Origin of the sequence: Geotalea uraniireducens Rf4, from assembly GCF_000016745.1 — a bacterium.
Classification (GTDB): Bacteria; Desulfobacterota; Desulfuromonadia; order Geobacterales; family Geobacteraceae; genus Geotalea; species Geotalea uraniireducens.
On sequence record NC_009483.1, the window covers coordinates 3,640,694 to 3,659,288 of the forward strand.

The following is an 18,595-nucleotide window of genomic DNA, read 5'->3' on the forward strand; positions in this document are numbered from 1 at the left end:
TGAAAGGAACTATGCCGACGGGAGGTTTGATTAATCTCTTTCCACAACGTTACTAGGTCGAACTCCAACGAAACTCCTCCGCTAGATCCGATATGTTTTCATGCAACAAAGGGTGGATTTGGCTGACGCTATGACTTCTTTCAAATTTCGTCCCCTTCATTCCTGCTACCCAGTATTTGTCTCGTGCGAACGGATAGCCTGGCAGACTGATCTTACCGGGCTTCTCCTTCACATAGATCATGTCCCAGTCAATGGACAGTCCATTTACCCATGTATCAAGCAGTTTTTCATGGTTCTTTTCGCTGTTCCAGTTGCGAACCGCCTTTTGAAGTTCTTCCTCCGTGGCAGATCGGATCGATGCGTCCTTATTCCTTTTTGCTTGCCCGCGATATATGTCAGTACTATCTGTTTCATCTTTCAGATAGTTGTTGAGTTTTCCCCTAAGCTCCAGGATTGTACTGGCCGTGAAACCAAGCCTTTCCTCCATCGCCTCGCGCCCCACCTGCAAGGTATAGGCAATATCCGGCAGGTTTTCATCTCCTGGTCCGGACGTGGCCAGCCACTCTACCAGGTCTCTCACCCGCTCTTTCAATCGCTCTTCGTTCTTCGCCGACACGACTATCAGCGCAGGATGTTCTCTACTTGGTGTGGGTGGATTTTTCTTTTCTGCCACGTACTCCTCTATTACTACATGCGCATTCGCGCCACCTGCTCCAAACGATGATATTCCTGCAATTCTAGGTGTTTCGCTGTTCCAATCTGTCAGTTCTCGCTGTACTTTAAATGGCGTGCTGCCGAACTCGATGTTCGGGTTCAGCTCAGCCGCATGTATGCTTGGCACCAACTGCTTATGCTTCATCTGCAATAGAACCTTCGTTAATCCCGATATTCCGGCAGCACTTTCGCAATGCCCTATATTCGATTTCACTGATCCAATTGCACAAAATTGTGTTTCGTCGGTGTACTGATGGAACGCCCTGGTTAACCCGGCTATTTCAATCGGGTCCCCAAGCGAGGTGCCAGTCCCATGAGCCTCTATATAGCTGATGTCGCGAGCATTGAAGCCTGCCCTTTCTATCGCTTCCCGTATCACTTCTCCTTGGGCAGCGGGATTCGGGACGGTGTAACCGCTTGTCTTCCCACCCGAATTGATCATGCTTCCTCGTATAATTCCATATATCTGATCACCATCTTCTTCTGCCTTACATAGGAGTTTGAGCAGCACAGCCCCCACTCCTTCCCCGGGGATATATCCGTCTCCGCCTTTACCAAAGCTTTCACACCTTCCCTGGCTAGACAAAAAGTTCCCCTTTGACAACACGAGATATTTATTCGGATGAATCGACAGATTTACTCCACCCGCGATCGCCGCATCGCATTCACCTCTCTCTATACACAGGCATGCCAAATGAAGAGCAGTCAGCGATGATGAACACATCGAATCTACCGCCATACTTGGCCCGTGGAAGTTGAACGAATAAGATACCCGGTTGGCTATCGATGCAGGGCTTCCCACTAAAGCCGTATTCTTTCCGACCTTTTGATCCTGTGCTCCGTAGAGCTGGTACTCCTCATACATTACTGCTGCAAACACACCGACTCTTGCACCCAACCTGTCTTTCGTTTGGTCGTTTAAACGTTCTCTGGTATATCCGGCATCCTCGAGCGTGTGATACGCGCACTCCAGAAACAGTCTCTCCTGTGGGTCCATGGACTCTGCTTCTTTGGGCGATATATTGAAAAACAACGGGTCGAATTCGTCTGCTCCTGATATAAATCCGCCCCATTTACTGTAAATCTTTCCTTCTTTCCCCTTCTCCTCGTTAAAGTATTGCTTCCAATCCCATCTTTCCTCAGGTATCTCGGTTATACTGTCGGTACCCGCCTTCAAGTTGCCCCAAAACTCATCCAGGCTTCTCGCTCCCGGATACCTTCCGGATACTCCAACGATGGCTATGGAACTATTTCTGGCATTCTTTTCCTCATAGCCTTCTGTCTCAGAAATCAAATCCTTCAGCAGAACAGGCAATTCGACTCTTTGCATTTGCACATTGATAAATTCCGCTACAACATCACCACCTTCAGTCACAACCATCGCGTCGTATGATATGGAATCGGGGTTTTCTATCCTTACCTTCTTCACAACATATGCGTAATCTGCGACTCGTTTGAAAACTGTCATTTTCTCTATTTTTTCCAGCACGCTAACCTTTTTCCCGAGACCATCCGTGTCGCAGAGCAAATAACAGATTTTCAACAGACGAGAGTCCGCTATTTTAGTTCGTTGCAATCCTGTATTAACACTGCCAGCCGTTTTGATATGGTAAATGGATGTTGTGCCATTGTATTTCCACTCAGCTTCTATCAAACAACTTTGTCCTGGGTCTCCGATTCTACGGCTAGTCACTTCCTTAGATTTATTAATTATTGATTTTATATCTACTCTCTGAAGCCTTTCATGCTCATTTCTTTGATAAAATCCCGAGCAGACAGTCTCAGGTTTGGATTCACCAGTTGCATGCTTGAAGACGTCAAACCCTAGTTTAGCTCCTTGTTCATTTAGCTTTACCTCTATCTCAACATTTTCGCTCTTCTTCAATCCTATGGGCCCGCCGGAAACCCGAACATCATTGAGCTCTACGGGGTAACCTCCGTAGCTATTTCCCAAATAACTTTCCACAGCAAGACAGGGATATGCCAATCCTATGATTGCGCGGCGCCCATACATCAGATGGTCTTGCAAGAATGGCTCACTTCCATAAAACTTGTACTTGTTAGAAGATATAGTGGAGGCTACGTTTTTCGTGCTCGGAAAGCTTTGGGGTTGTGTTCCTCCTTCAGCTAATTTCTTCTGCAGGTACTTGGTCAAATCCAGAAAGTTACTATATTCAAACAATAAGCTTGGGCTTAGTGCAAGCTGGAAACTTTGCTCTATATCTTTGACTAACTCCAAAAGTTGAGAGGATTCCAAACCTAGCTCAAAGAACCCTACGCTATTCTCAAGCTGATCCATTTGGATGTTGATGTATTTTGCAAATACTTTTTTCAAGGCCCTTTCTAAAGAGGTAACGCAGGAAACATTTGCTTCATCACCCTCATAATGATCTCTTGTCTTAACGCCTTCATGCCGTTCTATCTTTTCTACCTTTACCCGCTCAGGGTCCATCTGATCCCGGTCTTTCACTCGCTTTACCGTCAAGCCTTTCAGCTTTGCGACCAGGCGCCCTTCGGGATTGAAGAAGTCCATATCAATGGTGGCAATATCATTCACGGTGCGAATCAATGACCTGTCAATCCTCACATAACAGCGATCCAACAGTGGCCCTTTGCCATGGAACGACTCATAGGATATAGGCAGGTACATTTCCTCTTGGCTACTACCGGGCATCCTTTCCCGGATCAAGATCATCGAGGACATTGCTGCGCCATCTAACAGTGCGGGGTGAAACATGTAATTCGCTGCGACCTCATTGTTTGCAGCCTCTGTGTTTACATCTACTAAACAACCCGTGCTGGTTACATATATATTCCCTTTCGCCTTTATCATCCCCTGATGGACCAGTCCGACTTTGCTCGCTTGGGAATATATCGATTCCAGGTCATACTTCTTGGTGGATGCCTGCTTCACCGTTTCAACATCAATCAGCTCTTCAGGCATAACCTCGTTCAAGTGTAGTTCAACCGTTACAAATAGCTTCCTTTGCTTTGATGGTCCGGTGGCATTGTTTTCGAAGCTTTCAACACTAATTTTCCAGTATCTTTGTACATTCTCGAATGTAATTCTAAGTCTGACCGGGTTTTCATTGCTTACCACCAGCGGATTATATATGGCCAAGTTCTTGAAGCAGTGATCATCCCTTTGAATTTTCAGTTTCTCTTTCGCCAGTTGACTCAGCATATCAATGTAGGCCAAACCTGGCAGTACAGACCGTCCGAATATCTGGTGGCCTTTTACTATCGGATTATCCAAAGTCAAATTACACTCAAATATATTTTGCATCAAACTCTCCCCAGACGTTATGAACTGAAGAGTGAGCAGCTTTATCTCTTGTTTCCCGTTCTTCATTTGAATCTCTGTTGGTCGCTGTTGATAAGGTAACGCCCGTTCCAAGGGTTCGTTTATTCAATACAGGAGCTGGCAGAGAGAACAACCGCTGGGTATAGTTCCCTTCCGGAACAAATTCTTCCATGATCACATGGCAATTGGTACCTCCATCGGGGAATGAATTCTGGGCGGCAATGCGCTTCATCCCTGGCGCTACCAGCCAGTCGGTGCATTCCCTATTGAAACCAATACGTGACGCTGTGAAATCATAATGTTCAAACGGTTCCATCGCGGATAAGAATGGCGGTATCTTCTTCTCTTCGAGGCTGAGCATGCACCGTATAAACCCGGCCAACCCTGATGTCAGGAGAAGGTGCCCAATGTTTGGCTTTATCGATCCCACTGCACACGGCTTCAGTTTGTTGTCATCCAGCCGATATATCTCCGACAGCGCTTTTATTTCTATTGTGTCTACCACTGGTGAACCACCGCCATTAACTTCGATATAATCTACTTCTTCCGGCTTTTTCCGGCTAAGTTCCAGAGCCTCCTTCATCACTTCTTTTTGAGCATCTATATTAGGCGAGCCAGGACCCAACGTCCTTCCGTCATTATTTACCGCTATCGCCTTGATAACCCCGTATATCTTGTTCCCATCCCTTACCGCATCGCTTAACCTCTTCATTAATACCAGCCCTGCCCCTTCTCCCAGGACCTCTCCTTCTGACTGGTTCTCAAATATTTTAAACTCTCCATTCTTGCTCAGTATATTTCTCGCCTCAAACAATCTATGTGTAAACTGATTTAAAATCAGGCTCACCGCTCCAACCATCGCCATATCAATTCTTCCGCGTTTTAAGGTATCCGACGCCATTGATATCGCCGTTAACCCTGACGAACACGCTGTGTCTAGCACCAAGCTCGGCCCCGTGATATTGAAGAATCTCGATATGTTGGTCGCGAGATAGTTCTGTCCTATCCCCAAAATCGGGTTATTCGCCTCCAATATCTTTTCCATATCCGGTATTACCTGGGCACGGCCCCCCACATACACCCCGACCCTTTGGCCTGTGATGTCCTTACTTTCATACCCAGCGTCATAGACCGCCTTAAGACTTTCTTCAAGTATCAACCTGGCTTGCGGATCCATTATCATTGCGTCGTTTTCTTTCAACTTGAAAAACTCGGGATCGAAGCTATCTATATCGTCGACCCACCCGCCATAATCTCTCCTTCCATTACTTTCCCACCGGCTTTCCGATACTTCCCGAATCGCCTTTTTCCCTTCTGTCAGCAATTTCCAATAGGCGTCCTTGGTTGGAGAATCAGGGAAGCGGCAGGAAATCCCCACTATCGCTATCTCTTCTTCCCTGCTATCAAAATCTACTCTGTAATCGTTATCGTACTCATCGTTTTCTTCTTCCACCTCTTCATATACTGCTTCAGCTTCTACTCCCAATAGATCCTTCAATTCCTGTGCATGGTTATCAACAAAGTACTTGGTCAATTCATTTAAGGTCTTGTTTTCCAATACTACCGACGGCGAAATCGGCTTGGATATTTTCTTTTGTAATGTCTGTACAATTTGAGCAATAACGATCGAGTCCACCCCGTATTCATCAAACGGCCTCGTTTCGTCAAGTTGAGCATCGTTTAACCTTAATTCTTGTTTGAAAACCTCTTTAAGCCATTCTCTGACCTCTACATTCAATTCCTTGCCTACCGTTTTCTTCCAGGTGACCGCTTTAGTTGTTTTCCTTGATGGCTTTAGCTCGGTCTTCTTTACTTCTATTTCGGTTTTTAGTAACTCGTTTCTTTTAAATCTTTCCGGATTAACCACGCATGGCAGTGATACGTTAGGCCCCGCCTCACGGATTACATCCAGAAGCTCCATTCCTTCTCTGTTCGATATCGATTCCAGCCCGGAGTTAATATATACAGGCGTCTTCACCCCATCGGTTGTAGCCACCATCCCAGCTTCACGCCAGGCCGGCCACTGTACCGATTTTATATTTCCCTCCCCTGTTCTGCTCATTGCAAAGTAATCCATGTAGCTGTTTGCCATGGCATAGTCACTCTGTCCGACAGATAATGCCGGCAATATGCTGGAGACCGATGAAAACAGTATGCTGAATTTCAGCTTTTCCTTCCTTAGCGCTTGATGCAAGTGTACGACCCCCTTAATCTTCGGGGCGCACACATCCTCTATTTCTCCTATTGGCTTCCTGGTAAACGCAGGGTCTTTACCGGCCATTCCCGCGCAGTGGAACACTCCGGTTATCTCTCCTAATTCCTCCCTGACTTTTGTCACCATCCTATTGACGGCTTCTTCGTCAGTTAACGGTGTGTCGTAATACTGTACCCTTACGCCTACCTCTACATACGACTGCAGGGTTTCAATCTTTTCCTTCCTGCCGGCTTCGTTTTTCCATTCCTCGACAGGGGGTAACTTTTCTTTCCCAAGGATTACCAGTTTCCTTACTCCTTGCGAAACTACCCTTCCTGCGATCGCCCTCCCTATTCCCCTGGTGCCTCCGGTTATCAGTATCACGTCATCTTGTTCGTACCGGATCGCTGTCTGTGCCCCTCTTATTTCATCTTCTGTCATTTTCACTGCCAAAACCGGCTCGTACCTTTCCTCGTTCCGATAGCAGCACTCGGTTACCTTCCCCTTGTTGCTGCTCATCAGTTCTTTTTCTATTTGACTTTCTAACTTCTCGATATCATTTTGATTCAATCCCAAATCACTATCCATCGTAGCGGATCTAATCTCCTTATATTCGGCGCTCAACATCCTGTAGAGACCGGCCAGTCGTGCTCCTTGCATGCTCGGCGCATGATTACGGAAATCATTGAGCAGGTGGGTTACCTGGAGCAGTTTGAATCCTTTTTCCCGGTCATTCTCTATGAGCTTCTGTAATAAGCGGAGCTTCCCTGCTTCTAGATCCAGCGACTCTTCATATTTCGGGTCCAGCGCGGTTATGTCTATTAATCCTAAGAGCCTGCTCTCGCCGCCCTTTTCTTTGATACGCCGATACAGTTCCTCTCCGTTATCAGATACGTAGAAATCAGTGGCTATTATCCCTTTTTCTACAGATGTTCCCTGCACCACAATTATGACTTGGATGCCTTCTTTTTCTTTAAATATCATTGTTGCCAGTTCTGTTGTATTTGTTGTCCCCAGAATGATAAGGAAAACATCGTTCATTACCGAATCGGATTCTATTTGAGTTCTTTGCCACTCCTTGGTCAAAATCATTGCCTCGCGTCTATATTCTTTGTTTCTCTTATTCATCTCTGTTTTGAGTATCGGTATCCAGTATTTTTCTCTGGCGAACGGATACGCGGGCAGACTGATTCTTACCGGTTTTTCCCTGTCATAAATCTTGTTCCAGTTTATGGAGAGTCCTCTTACCCAGAAATCAAGCAATTTCTCATATTTTCTCTTGCTGATCCAGTTATCGACCGCCTTTTGAAGGTCTTCATCTATTGCGAATTGGCTAAAGGTTTCTTTATCCCTCTTTGCCTGCCCGCGGTACAGATCAAAGCTATCCACCTCTCCCTTCAGGTATCTATTGAGTTTTTCCTCTAGCTCCTGGATTGTACTGACCGTAAATCCAAGTCTTTCCTCCATTTCCTCGCGTCCAACCTGCAGCGTATAGGCGATATCGGCCAGCTTTTCATCTCCATAACCAGCCCTTTCTACCCACTCTGACAGATCTTTCACCCGTTCTTTCAGTCTTTCATCATTCTTCGCCGACAGTACTATTACCGCAGGGTTTTCTTTGCTTATCGTACATAGCCCTTTCTTTTCTACCTGGTACTCCTCCATTACCACATGGGCGTTGGCGCCACCTGCTCCGAAAGCCGAAATCCCCGCCCGTCTCGGCAGTTCCCGTCCGTCGATCAAGGGGCGTTTCCATTCCGCGAGCTCCTGCTGCACCACAAACGGAGTGTCGCCGAAATCGATATGAGGGTTCAGTGTCTGGGCATGCAGCGAGGGCGCTAACTCGCCGTGCGCGAACTGCAGCAGCACCTTCGTCACCCCGGCGATTCCCGCTGCGCTCTCGCAATGCCCGATGTTCGATTTCACCGATCCGATGGCGCAGAACTCTTTGTCGTTGGTGTATTCCCGGAACGCTTTGGTCAATCCGGCGATCTCGATCGGGTCTCCCAGAGAGGTGCCGGTACCGTGCGCCTCAATATAACTGATGCTCCGCGGATCGATCCCCGCTTCCTGAAGCGCCCCTACCACAACACCGGCCTGGGCCTGCGGATTTGGAACGGTGTAGCCGTTGGTCTTCCCGCCGTGGTTGATCGAGGTGCCCTTGATCACCCCGTAGATGTGATCCCCGTCGGCAATCGCTTTCGAAACCGGCTTGAGCAGCAATGCCCCGACACCTTCTCCGGGCACGTAGCCGTCTCCGCCCTTGCCGAAGCTTTCGCATTTCCCCTTGCTCGACAAGAATCCGCTTTGCGACAGCATCAGGTACTTGTTGGGATGAATCGATACGTTGACCCCGCCGGCAATGGCCACCTCGCACTCGCCGCGCCGGATTCCCTGGCAGGCGAAGTGGATCGCGGTCAGCGAGGAGGAGCACATGGTGTCGACCGCTATGCTGGGCCCCTGGAAATTGCAGAAATAGGACACGCGATTGGCGATCGAGGAGGAAACGCCCCAGCAGGAAATCGGCCTCCCCTGGATTTGCTCCTGCGCCCCGTAGAGCTGGTACTCGTCGTACATTACCCCGACGTACACACCTACATTGCCGCGAGCCCCGCCTTTCCCGTTGACGCTCAGATTTTCCTTGGTATATCCGGCGTCTTCCATGGTCTCATACACGCATTCCAGGAACAGCCGCTCCTGCGGGTCAATTATTTGCGCTTCTCGAGGAGAAATGTTGAAGAAGAGAGGATCGAACAGGTCCACGCCATCCAGGAACCCTCCCCACTTGCTGTAGACTTTTCCGAGGATGCTTTTGTCTGCATCGAAGTACAGGCCGTGATCCCAGCGGTCTTTCGGGATTTCGGTGATGCTGTCCCTGCCCTCCCTGAGATTCTTCCAGAATTCCTGGAGGTCCCCTGCCTGAGGATAGCGGCCAGAAACGCCGATGACCGCGATATCAAACGCTCCCTGCGCCAGTTCCTTTTCATTTCGTGAGGTAGCGCGAACCGACCCAAGACGCGAGCGACCGCGCTTGTCGGGAGATGCCGCAGCTCCTTCAACAAAAGCGAGATGTTGGAGCCTCGCATGGGAAACCAGCGGTTTCTCCTGGATGCCCAGTGCCGCCTTCATCTGATCCGGGTACGAGGCGAGGAAATATGAGGTCACTTCCCTGATGTTCCGGTATTCGAAAAACAGGGTCTTGGGAAGCGAGCCGAAGGTCTTTTCCAACTGGTTCGTCATCTGCAGGACCATGATCGAATCGATCCCGTATTTTTCCAGCGCGGCATCGGTTTCGATCCGTGAAGCCGGCAGCCCGATCGCAGAAGAAAGCAGCTGTTTGAAATAATGTTCAGCCTTCTCCCGGACGGTATTTCCCTCAAACGCCAATGCTGCGGCATGCAGGTTTCCATCGAGGTCGGAAACAACCGCGTAGCCGCGCGATGATCCGGTCGAATCCGTCTTTCCTTCCACCCCCCTCACTGAGAGTCCTCTCAGACTCGCGCATACCAGTCCCGTCTCGTCGCACAGATCGATATCGAACTTTTCCTTGTCGCCCGTCGCGCCATTGTCGGAAAGGCGGACCCATGACCAGGTCACGGAAGTACAGGAACTGAATATCTCCACATCCCTTACCGCAAAGGGAAGCACGGACTTGCGCTCGCCGGAACTCGTCAGGAGCAAACAGGGTTGCAGGGCCGAGTCCGTCAAACCAGGATGGAAGACGAACTGTCCCCGGGCGTCGGATTCCGAAGAAGACAGCGACAGCTTCGCCAATACCTTTCCCTCACCGACATATGCCTCCTCGATTCCCCGATGTCCCGGACCGTACTCGATCCCCATCTGCTTGAAGGTCTCGTAGCATTGGCTGGGCGTCAGACTCTCTTTGGTGCACTCCGCCTGCAAGGCCTGGATATCCAGGGAGGACCTTTCGCACGCGGCGAGCAGCTCCGCGGCCCCTTGGCCGTGCACCAACGGCTCCGCTCGGTCTTCTTGGGAGTCGCTGTAGATTTCATAGGTGATCTCACCGGTGTCGAGGGGGATCAGGCTGATGTGGACACGAACCGGCTGGCCCTCGACCGCAATCGGGCGAGCCCACACCACGTTCTTCAGACGTACCCCCGCGTTACCTTCCTCCGCTCCTGCGGCTTGCTCCAGTGCCGCCCGTGCCATCTCCAGGTACGCCACCCCCGGGAGAACCTTCCGGCCCTGCACCACATGGTCGGTAAGGAAAAACTCCTCGCCGGTAAAGGTGGAACTGAAGCGCTGCTCGGAGAAATCCGAGGTGTTTTGATGCAGCAGCGGGTGTATCTTGTCGTTACCGCTGTCACCTAACCTCAGTCTTTCAGCCTCAGGCGTCCAATACCGCTCGCGCGCAAAGGGATACGCCGGCAAGCTGATGGTCCGCGGGGTCTCCGCTCCATACACCCCGCTCCAGTCGAAGTTCAGTCCGTTTGCCCAGGCTTCCGCTATCTTGGCCGGCCGTGCCTTTTGTATCCAGGTCTCCAGCAGTGCTTTGCCGTTTTCATCCGACGAGAACAACCCCGCTTCATTCTTGCCTTCCTGCACCCGGCCGCTGAATACTCCGGATGACGGGTCATTGCCGATGAACCCGGTCAAGGCCCTCAGCACGGCGTCCAGCGAACCTGCGGGGAACGCCAGGCGATACTCCATCGCCTCGCGCCCCATCTGCAGCGTGTATGCGATATCCGCGAGATCGGCGTCCTCGTGCGATTCGATCCAGCTTTTGATGTTCTCCGCGTAACTTCTCAGTTGCACCTCGGTTTTCGCCGAGAGAACAAACAGTGCGGGTCCGCTTGCCGGCACCGAAATCGCGGAGTTTTGCGGAACAATATATTCCTCGATTACCGCGTGTGCGTTGGTGCCGTTGATGCCGGTGGTGCTGATCGCACCCAGCCGCGGACCGCCATTTTTGCTGGTCCATGCCTGGTTCTCCCGGCACGGCACGAAGGGACTACCTTCGAAACGGATGTAGCCGTTACTGGTTTCGTAGTGGCGCATCCCCGGAATGGTGTGCGTGTTCATCGCCATCACCATCCCGATCAAGTTCACCAGGCCCGAGGCCGCGAAGGTGTGGCCCACCAGCGGTTTGATGGAACCCAAGGCGCAGTACTGCTCTTTATCCGTGTAGCTGCGGAACGCACTGGTCAGTGCCTGGAACTCTATCGGGTCGCTCAGTTTCGATCCGGTGCTGTGCGCCAGAACATATTGGATGTCGTCCGGGGCGATGCGGGACTTGGCATAGATACTCTTGATCAATTCCGCCTGGCTCAAGGGAGTCGGCGCGATGATTCCGTTGGTTTTCCCGTCGTAGTTCACTCCGCTCGCTTTTATGCACCCATAAATCCGGTCCTTATCCGCCACAGCCTTGGACAGCGGTTTCAGCACCACGGCGGCGACCGCTTCGGCGGGAACCAACCCGTTGGCATCCCGGTCGAACACGCGGCAGGTGCCATCCGGGGAAAGCATGTCGAACTTGCTCAAACCGAGATAGGCCGAAGGGGAGAGCAGCAAGCTGATGCCGCCTGCCAGGGCCATTTCGCATTCGCCCTGGCGCAGCGCCTGGCATGCCTGGTGGACAGCCACCAGCCCGGAGGAGCAGGCCGCCGTCAGCGCGAGATTCGGGCCCTTCAGATCGAGCATGTACGCGATACGGGCCGACAACGTCGCGTTCTGATTGCTGTTGATCAGCCCCTGGTTGCCGGACAGGTATCCATACTCGCCCTCCTCGACCCCCACATACACTCCGCACGCCGTGCCCCGGATGCGGGCTCCCATGTAGCCGGCATCTTCCAGGGCATGCCACGCCTCCTCGAGAAACAACCGCTGCCCCGGGTCCATGAAGCCCGCCTCTTTCGGAGAAATCTCGAAAAACAGCGGATCGAAGCAGTCCACATCGGGAACAAATCCACCCCAACGGGAGTTGGTCTTCCCGGCCTCCTGAGCGCGATCCGTGTAGTACCGGCGCCAATCCCAGCGGTCCGAGGGGACTTCGGTGATGCAGACCCTGCCGTCCACGATATTTTTCCAGAACTCTTCGACACTGCCGGCCTGCGGGAAGCGCCCACTCATTCCGACGATGGCGATGGGTTCCGACAACCCCGGGCTCGCGGCTATCGATCCGAATCTGCGTTTGCTCCGCACCTGCGGTTGTGTTTGTGTTGCGGCAGGAATGTCGTGCCGGGCGGCAGGAACGTAGGCCCGGGCAGCAGGCTTGGGTGCGTCTTCGCGGTACAGCTCCTCGATTGCCGCGCGGTGTTCGCTGGCAAAATAGCGAACCAGTTTTCCCAGTGTGGAATAGGCGAAGAACACCGACGGCGTGGTCTCTATGCCAAAACGCTCGGTCAACAAGGCGGCAAGTTCCATCAGGGTGATGGAGTCGAATCCGAAATCCGCCAGGTTGGTATCCTCGTCCACACGGCTAATCGGAATCTTCATCAAGGTGGCGATCTGCTTTTTAAGGTCCGATTCCAGGCATTGCTCCACGCTCAGCCCCTGCATCTCCACGCTTCTGCCGGTGAGCTGGGGGGCTGCGGAGACCGTATTCGACCGGGACACTTCCTCGTTGAGCCCCAGGAAACGATGCACCCGGCTGCGCTGCCCGACCAGAACCAGGTGCTGGGCTGCGTCCTGAACCGACAAGCAACGCTCGAACACCTCGAGTCCTTCTGCTGTTTCCAAAGTGCGCTGGCCGCTCGACTTCAGATACAGTTCGGTCTTCTCGCTGTCCCCGATGCTCATCCCGCCGTCTTTCCACAGCGGCCAGTTGATCGCGACCGCCCGTCCCTTCCGCAACCCCTGTTTTTCCAAACCGTTTCGATACTGCGTATAAGACATCTGGAAACGGTTGGCGATCGAGTAGTCGCAGGAGCCGAAGTCCCCAAGGATCGCCGCGGAGGACGAAAAGTAGCAGATAAAATCGAGCGGTTCCTCGCGAAGCAACTCGTCAAGGACCAGTGTCCCCGTGATCTTGGGAGCCAGCACTTTTTCAAACCGGCCCATATCCTTTTCCAGAACGCTCTGAATATCCTCGATGCCGGCCGAGTGAATAACCCCGTGGATCCTGCCGAACCGCTCTTGTGCGCGGTTCAGCCCTTCTTTCATAGCGTCCACGTCGCAGACATCGGCCTGGAGATACCAGACCTTGCTGCCGAGATCCTCAAGTGCTTGTATCCTGGACTTCTTCGCCTCATCGAGCGGAGATCGCCCGGTAAGCACTAGGTTGACGGGGTTCTTTCGTGCGAAATCGGCCGCGAACAGGAACCCGAGCCCCCCGCAGCCCCCCGTGATAAGATAGGTTCCGCCTGCTCTCACCAGGCTGACGCCCGGTTCCTGAAGGGTCGGCCGAATCCGGTAGGCATACCGCTTCCCGTCCCGGTACAAGATGCTGCGCACCTTGCCCCCCGCGTATTCGGCCCGGATCCTTTGTGCCCACGTCTTCATCTCGGCGGCCAGATCCCTCCCCGTAGTCTCTTCCAGAAGTACCGCGGTCTGAGTAGTCGGCAGGACCAACCCCAAGGACCGTTCGAATCCGATCCAGGACTCCAGATAGCAACGCTCCAGCTCGTTCCCGAACCGGCCAGCCAGCAGGAAGCGTCCTGTTTTGAGTTTTGCCGATGCAACGGCATGCAGAGTGGAGACTATCGAAGCATAATCGGTAATGCGCTCGGGGTCCTCGAGCGGCCAGAGATAGAGGACGGCATCGACGTCGCCATGCTCTTCCCGAATACTGCTGAAGGCTTCCTGGTACGTCTTCGGATCATGAAGACAGACGCGATACCGGCTTTGGGATTGCTTTTCGTAGCCAGTCCCCTGGGATATAAAAATAACCGTGGTCTGCGGTATAGCTTCAGCAAAGAGATCCTGGCTTTGTGGATCGGAGAGAAAACAGATTGCCTTTTTTAACTGTGCAGCAGGCGCGTTCGGCAAAGCGTGCTCTTGCCAGACCTCCTCGAACGTCATCAATTCGAACGGCTCCGGAGCGGCAGTTGCGGAGGCTTGCGCAAGTTGACTGATTGCATCGGCCGCAAAGGAAGGTTCGGTCTCCGCGCCGCTATACTGTATCCCCTTCATCCTCACGCATACTCTTCCCGTTTCATCGCACAAATCGACGTCAAAGGCTTCCGCCTTGTTATCTGCCCCGCCACCCTCCGAATACCGGGCCCATGCCCACATCGAGCTGGTGCAAGGGGCAAAAAGCTCCAGGCTCTCTACTGAAGCAGGAAGCGCCAGCCTACAGGCAGCATCCCCGCAGCCAATGGTTGCCTGGAAGGCGCAATCCAGCAGGGACGGATGAAGAACGTAGCGCTCCAGGGTATCGGACTGCCCCGAGGGAAGCATGAGCTTTGCCAGCGCTTCTTCAGAGCCCGCATGCATGCTCTCGATACCCCGCTGTCCCAGGCCGTACTCGATACCCATGGACCGGAAGGCCTCGTAGCACTGCTCGGCGTTCAGGGCACTCCGGCTGCACCGGGCCTGCAAAGCTTCGAGATCGACTCGGGGAGCTTCGCCCGCCGGACCCAGCAGCGCCGTTCCCCTGCTGTGCAGCAGCGGCTCCGTTTGGTTCCCTTCCGCCTGGCTATAGATCTCGAAGCCAATCTCCCCGCTGTCTTCCAGGTAGAGCCCGATGTGCACCTGCACCGGCTGGCCGTTGAGCGCTATCGGCCGGGTCCAGGCCACGTTCTTGAGCCGTATTCCGGCGCCGCCTTCCTCCGTTACCGCAGCCTCTTCCACCGCCGCCCGGACCATCTCAAGGCACGCTGCGGCCGCAAGGACCTTCCCACCTGTCCCGACCGGCTCGTTCACGAAGAACTCCGCTCCGGTGAAGCTGGAACTAAAGCGCTGTTCGGAAAGGTTCGAGGTATTCTGATGCAGCAAGGGATGAATCTGGTGGACGGCATTGCCTGTCCTGTGTCCTTTGTCCGTCCGCGAAGCTCCGGTGTCAGGCACCCAATAACGCTCCCGCGCAAACGGATAGGTCGGCAGTTTGATCCTCTGGGGACGGTACTCTCCATAAAGCCGGCTCCAGTCCACGTCCATGCCGTTTACCCAGAGTTTGCCGAGTTTATGGAACATCCCCTTCTGCATCCAGGCTTCGACCGTGTTGAACATGTCGTCATCCGAGGTGAACATGTCGACGATCTCTTTATTCCGTTTGACCTGCCCGCGGAAGAGGCCGCTGACACCTTCCGTGCCTTGCACGAATCCCTTCAGTTTCTCCTTGAGTTCGTCGATCGATTGCGCGACCACGGCAAGGCGCGCGTCCATCGCCTCCCGGCCCACTTGCAGGGTAAACGCCAGGTCCGTGAGGTTTAGTTCGCGGCCGGATGCCGGTTGTGGCAACTTCGGCATATCTTCAGAATCCGCGAGAAGTTCGCGGTGCTCCAGGAGACTCGCGCTTGCCGCGGCGATGGAACTCCATTGACGCAGGTCGGCACCGTCGATCTCTATGGCGAGTTCATCTTGCAGGGCATCTTTGATCAGTTCGAGCTGCAGGAACTCGACCCCGTATTCGTTCCAGTCCTGTTCGATTTCCAGGTCTTCTTCCCGGACATGGATAATCCCGGACATGATGTTGCGAATCCGAAGCTCCATGGTTTTCCGCAGTCCCGACTCCCTTTCTCCTTGAGCCTGCCGCGGAAGACCGCCGTCGGGGGCATCGAGAAATTCGAGCAACCTCACGGCATAGGCGTGCAACCGCTCCTCGTTTTTCGCTGAAAGCGGGACCAGCACCTGTACTTGCTGGTACCCGGCTGCTGCCGGTCGTCCCGCTCCGGGGACATATTCCTCCAGTATGATATGGGCATTGGAGCCGTAGGCACCAAAGGAGCTCAAGCCTGCCCTTCGGGGATAGCTGACCTCACGGCCGTTTTCAGTAATCCTCGGGCATCTCCATTGTTCTAGCGAGCGCTGTACATAAAAAGGCGACTTTTTAAAATCGATGTAACTATTCAATTCTTCAGCATGCAGGGAGGGGACGAGGACTTTGTGGTGCAGTTGCAGAAGCAGCTTATGCAAACCGCTGATACCCGCAGCGGACTCGGCATGCCCGATGTTCGACTTCACCGAACCGATCGAGCAGTATTGCTGATCCTGAGTGTATATTCGATATGCTCTCGCCAACCCCTGTATCTCAATCGGGTCTCCCAGCGATGTTCCTGTCCCGTGTGCCTCGACATAGCTTATGGTTCGCGGATCGATACCGGTTTTCTCAACGCAGGTCTCGATCATATCCGCATGGGCTATGGGACTCGGCACGGTGACCCCGCTGACCGCGCCCACGTGATTAATGGCACTTCCACTGATGACTGCATAAATATGGTCCCCGTCCTCAATGGCTTTGTGCAACGGCTTCAGCAAAACGGCACCGACGCCTTCCGCCGAGACGTAGCCATCTCCACCATTGCCGAAGGTATGACAACGACCGTCGCTGGAGTGAAAATCCATCACACCGTAGGTCAGATATTTATATGGATGCAGGGATAAATTCACGCCGCCCGCCAGGGCCACTTCGCATTCCCCGTTCTTGATGCTTTCCAAAGCCAGGTGCACGGCAATAAGCGAGGAAGAACAAACTGTGTCAACCGCTATACTCGGACCGTGGAAGTTACAGAAATAGGACACACGGTTGGCAATCAGGGCACAACTCAATGACAGGGGGAATACTTCTCCTCCATCCACGGCTCTCGCTTCGAGCAGCGTATAATCCTTGTGCATGACGCCAGCGAATACGCCGACGTCCCGTCTTTTATGCCTGCCTCGCGAGGCGACCAGTGAACTCGGCGTGTAGCCCGCATCTTCAATGGTTTCCCAGCAGGTTTCCAGGAACAACCGCTCCTGCGGATCGAGTACTTCAGCTTCCCTCGGTGAGATTCGAAAAAACTGAGGATCGAAACAGTCCGGGTCGTCTAAAAAGCCTCCCCATTCCGACATCTTCTTTCCGGAAGGTGACTTTATGCCGTGGAGTCGATGCAGTTCCCACCGGGATTCCGGAACCTCGGTGATGCAGTCCATGCCCGCTTTCAGGTTTTCCCAGAACTCATCGAGGTTTTTTGCCTTGGGATAACGGCCTGCCATTCCGATGATGGCGACATCGCTGCGGGTTGCAGAGGGTGCATCGATCCGCGGGGCCGCTTTCGGTCTTGGTTGGGAAACGACGGGACTTGCTGCTTGGGTCTTTTGACTCGGCGTTTGTGCTGCCGGAGATTTCCCGAACGCGTCAGGATATGTGAGGAAAAGATATTCGGCTAATTCCCCGATGGTCGTGTACTCAAATAGTAGTGTGGGCATAAGCTGAACCGACAGCTTTTCACCGATCACAGCTACTACCTCAAGCAGCGTCGGGGAATTCAAACCCATTTCATAATACCCGACCTGCGTCGAAATCTGATCTGCCGGTTGTCCCAGTTTTTCCGCGACCAGCTGTTGTAAAAACAGCTCCGCCTGGCTGCCCCGGGTCGAACTCGTCCCACTCATTCGGTTCATATCCCCATTCCCGCTGGGTGCAATCGGTCCTTTGGATGTGGCGACATCCTTCCGAAAGGGGTCTATCAAACCGGCCTCTCTGACCAATTTACCGGCGTAATTCTTCAACTCTCCGATTCTTCTGCCGGACTCGTCGAAAAAAGTCATGGTCAGGTAATTTATCTCTTTTTTTCTGGATACCGGGTTTTGAATCAGCGTTAGGCACCGTTTTTTAAACAAGGCCCCGGCAGAAAACGATTCATAACACAGTGGTAAAAAGAGGCTCCGGGCTGCCTTGTTCAGGGGGTCGAACACCACACCTGAACCAATCGCGCTTGCGTCGATGAGAACCGGGTGAAACATGAAACCCTCGGCACTGGAGAGAGCTTCGTCACCGAGTGATATGTCAATGAGCGTGCCTTTCTCGCCTTGGTACACGGTCCCTTCAGCCTTCATGAACCCGGTATGCACCAAATCAAAAGACCGGCACCGCTCGTACACTTCTCCCAGACTGAATACTCGGTCCGCCGTTTTTTTAATAAGCTCCAGATCCTGCGTCTCTTCCAGGGCAGGAGTGTCGACGCGATGCATCTCGGCGGTTATAAAGAGTGTCTCAACCGGGCGCGATTTTGACCGCGCTCCTTCCACCCGAATCCGCCACCGACCGGCCTTGATTTCCTCGCAGTAAATGCCGATCTCCAAGTCGTCCTCGTCCGGTATCGTCAGCGGATTATGAATGGACAGGTTGCGCAGTTCGAGCCCCGCGTAATCATGGCCATTTTCCCGGAACAATTGGTACAGCATATCGATATAGGCCAACCCCGGGAGCAACTTACGACCATAGGCGGCATGATTCCTTACTATCGGGTGGTTGGACGATATACGGTACTGATCCTGCATTT

At 53.0% G+C, this 18,595-nt stretch carries 2 protein-coding genes; both read right to left on the minus strand.

Annotated elements, in window-relative coordinates; genetic code table 11:
- Positions 1-52: 52 nt before the first annotated feature.
- A complete protein-coding gene (locus GURA_RS25210; protein ID WP_049818939.1) occupies positions 53-4,066 on the minus strand; it encodes a beta-ketoacyl synthase N-terminal-like domain-containing protein in 4,014 nt (1,337 codons plus the stop codon).
- Positions 3,984-18,593, minus strand: a complete 14,610-nt coding sequence (locus tag GURA_RS15760; RefSeq protein ID WP_011939929.1) for an SDR family NAD(P)-dependent oxidoreductase — start codon at positions 18,591-18,593, stop codon at positions 3,984-3,986. The genes GURA_RS25210 and GURA_RS15760 overlap by 83 nt, the downstream gene beginning before the upstream one ends.
- Positions 18,594-18,595 lie beyond the last annotated feature (2 nt).

Bases quoted from the DNA above. Each gene is read 5' to 3' on its own strand.
- GURA_RS25210 (WP_049818939.1), bottom strand. From the start codon at position 4,066: ATGAAGAACGGGAAACAAGAGATAAAGCTGCTCACTCTTCAGTTCATA.
- GURA_RS15760 (WP_011939929.1), bottom strand. From the start codon at position 18,593: ATGCAGGATCAGTACCGTATATCGTCCAACCACCCGATAGTAAGGAAT.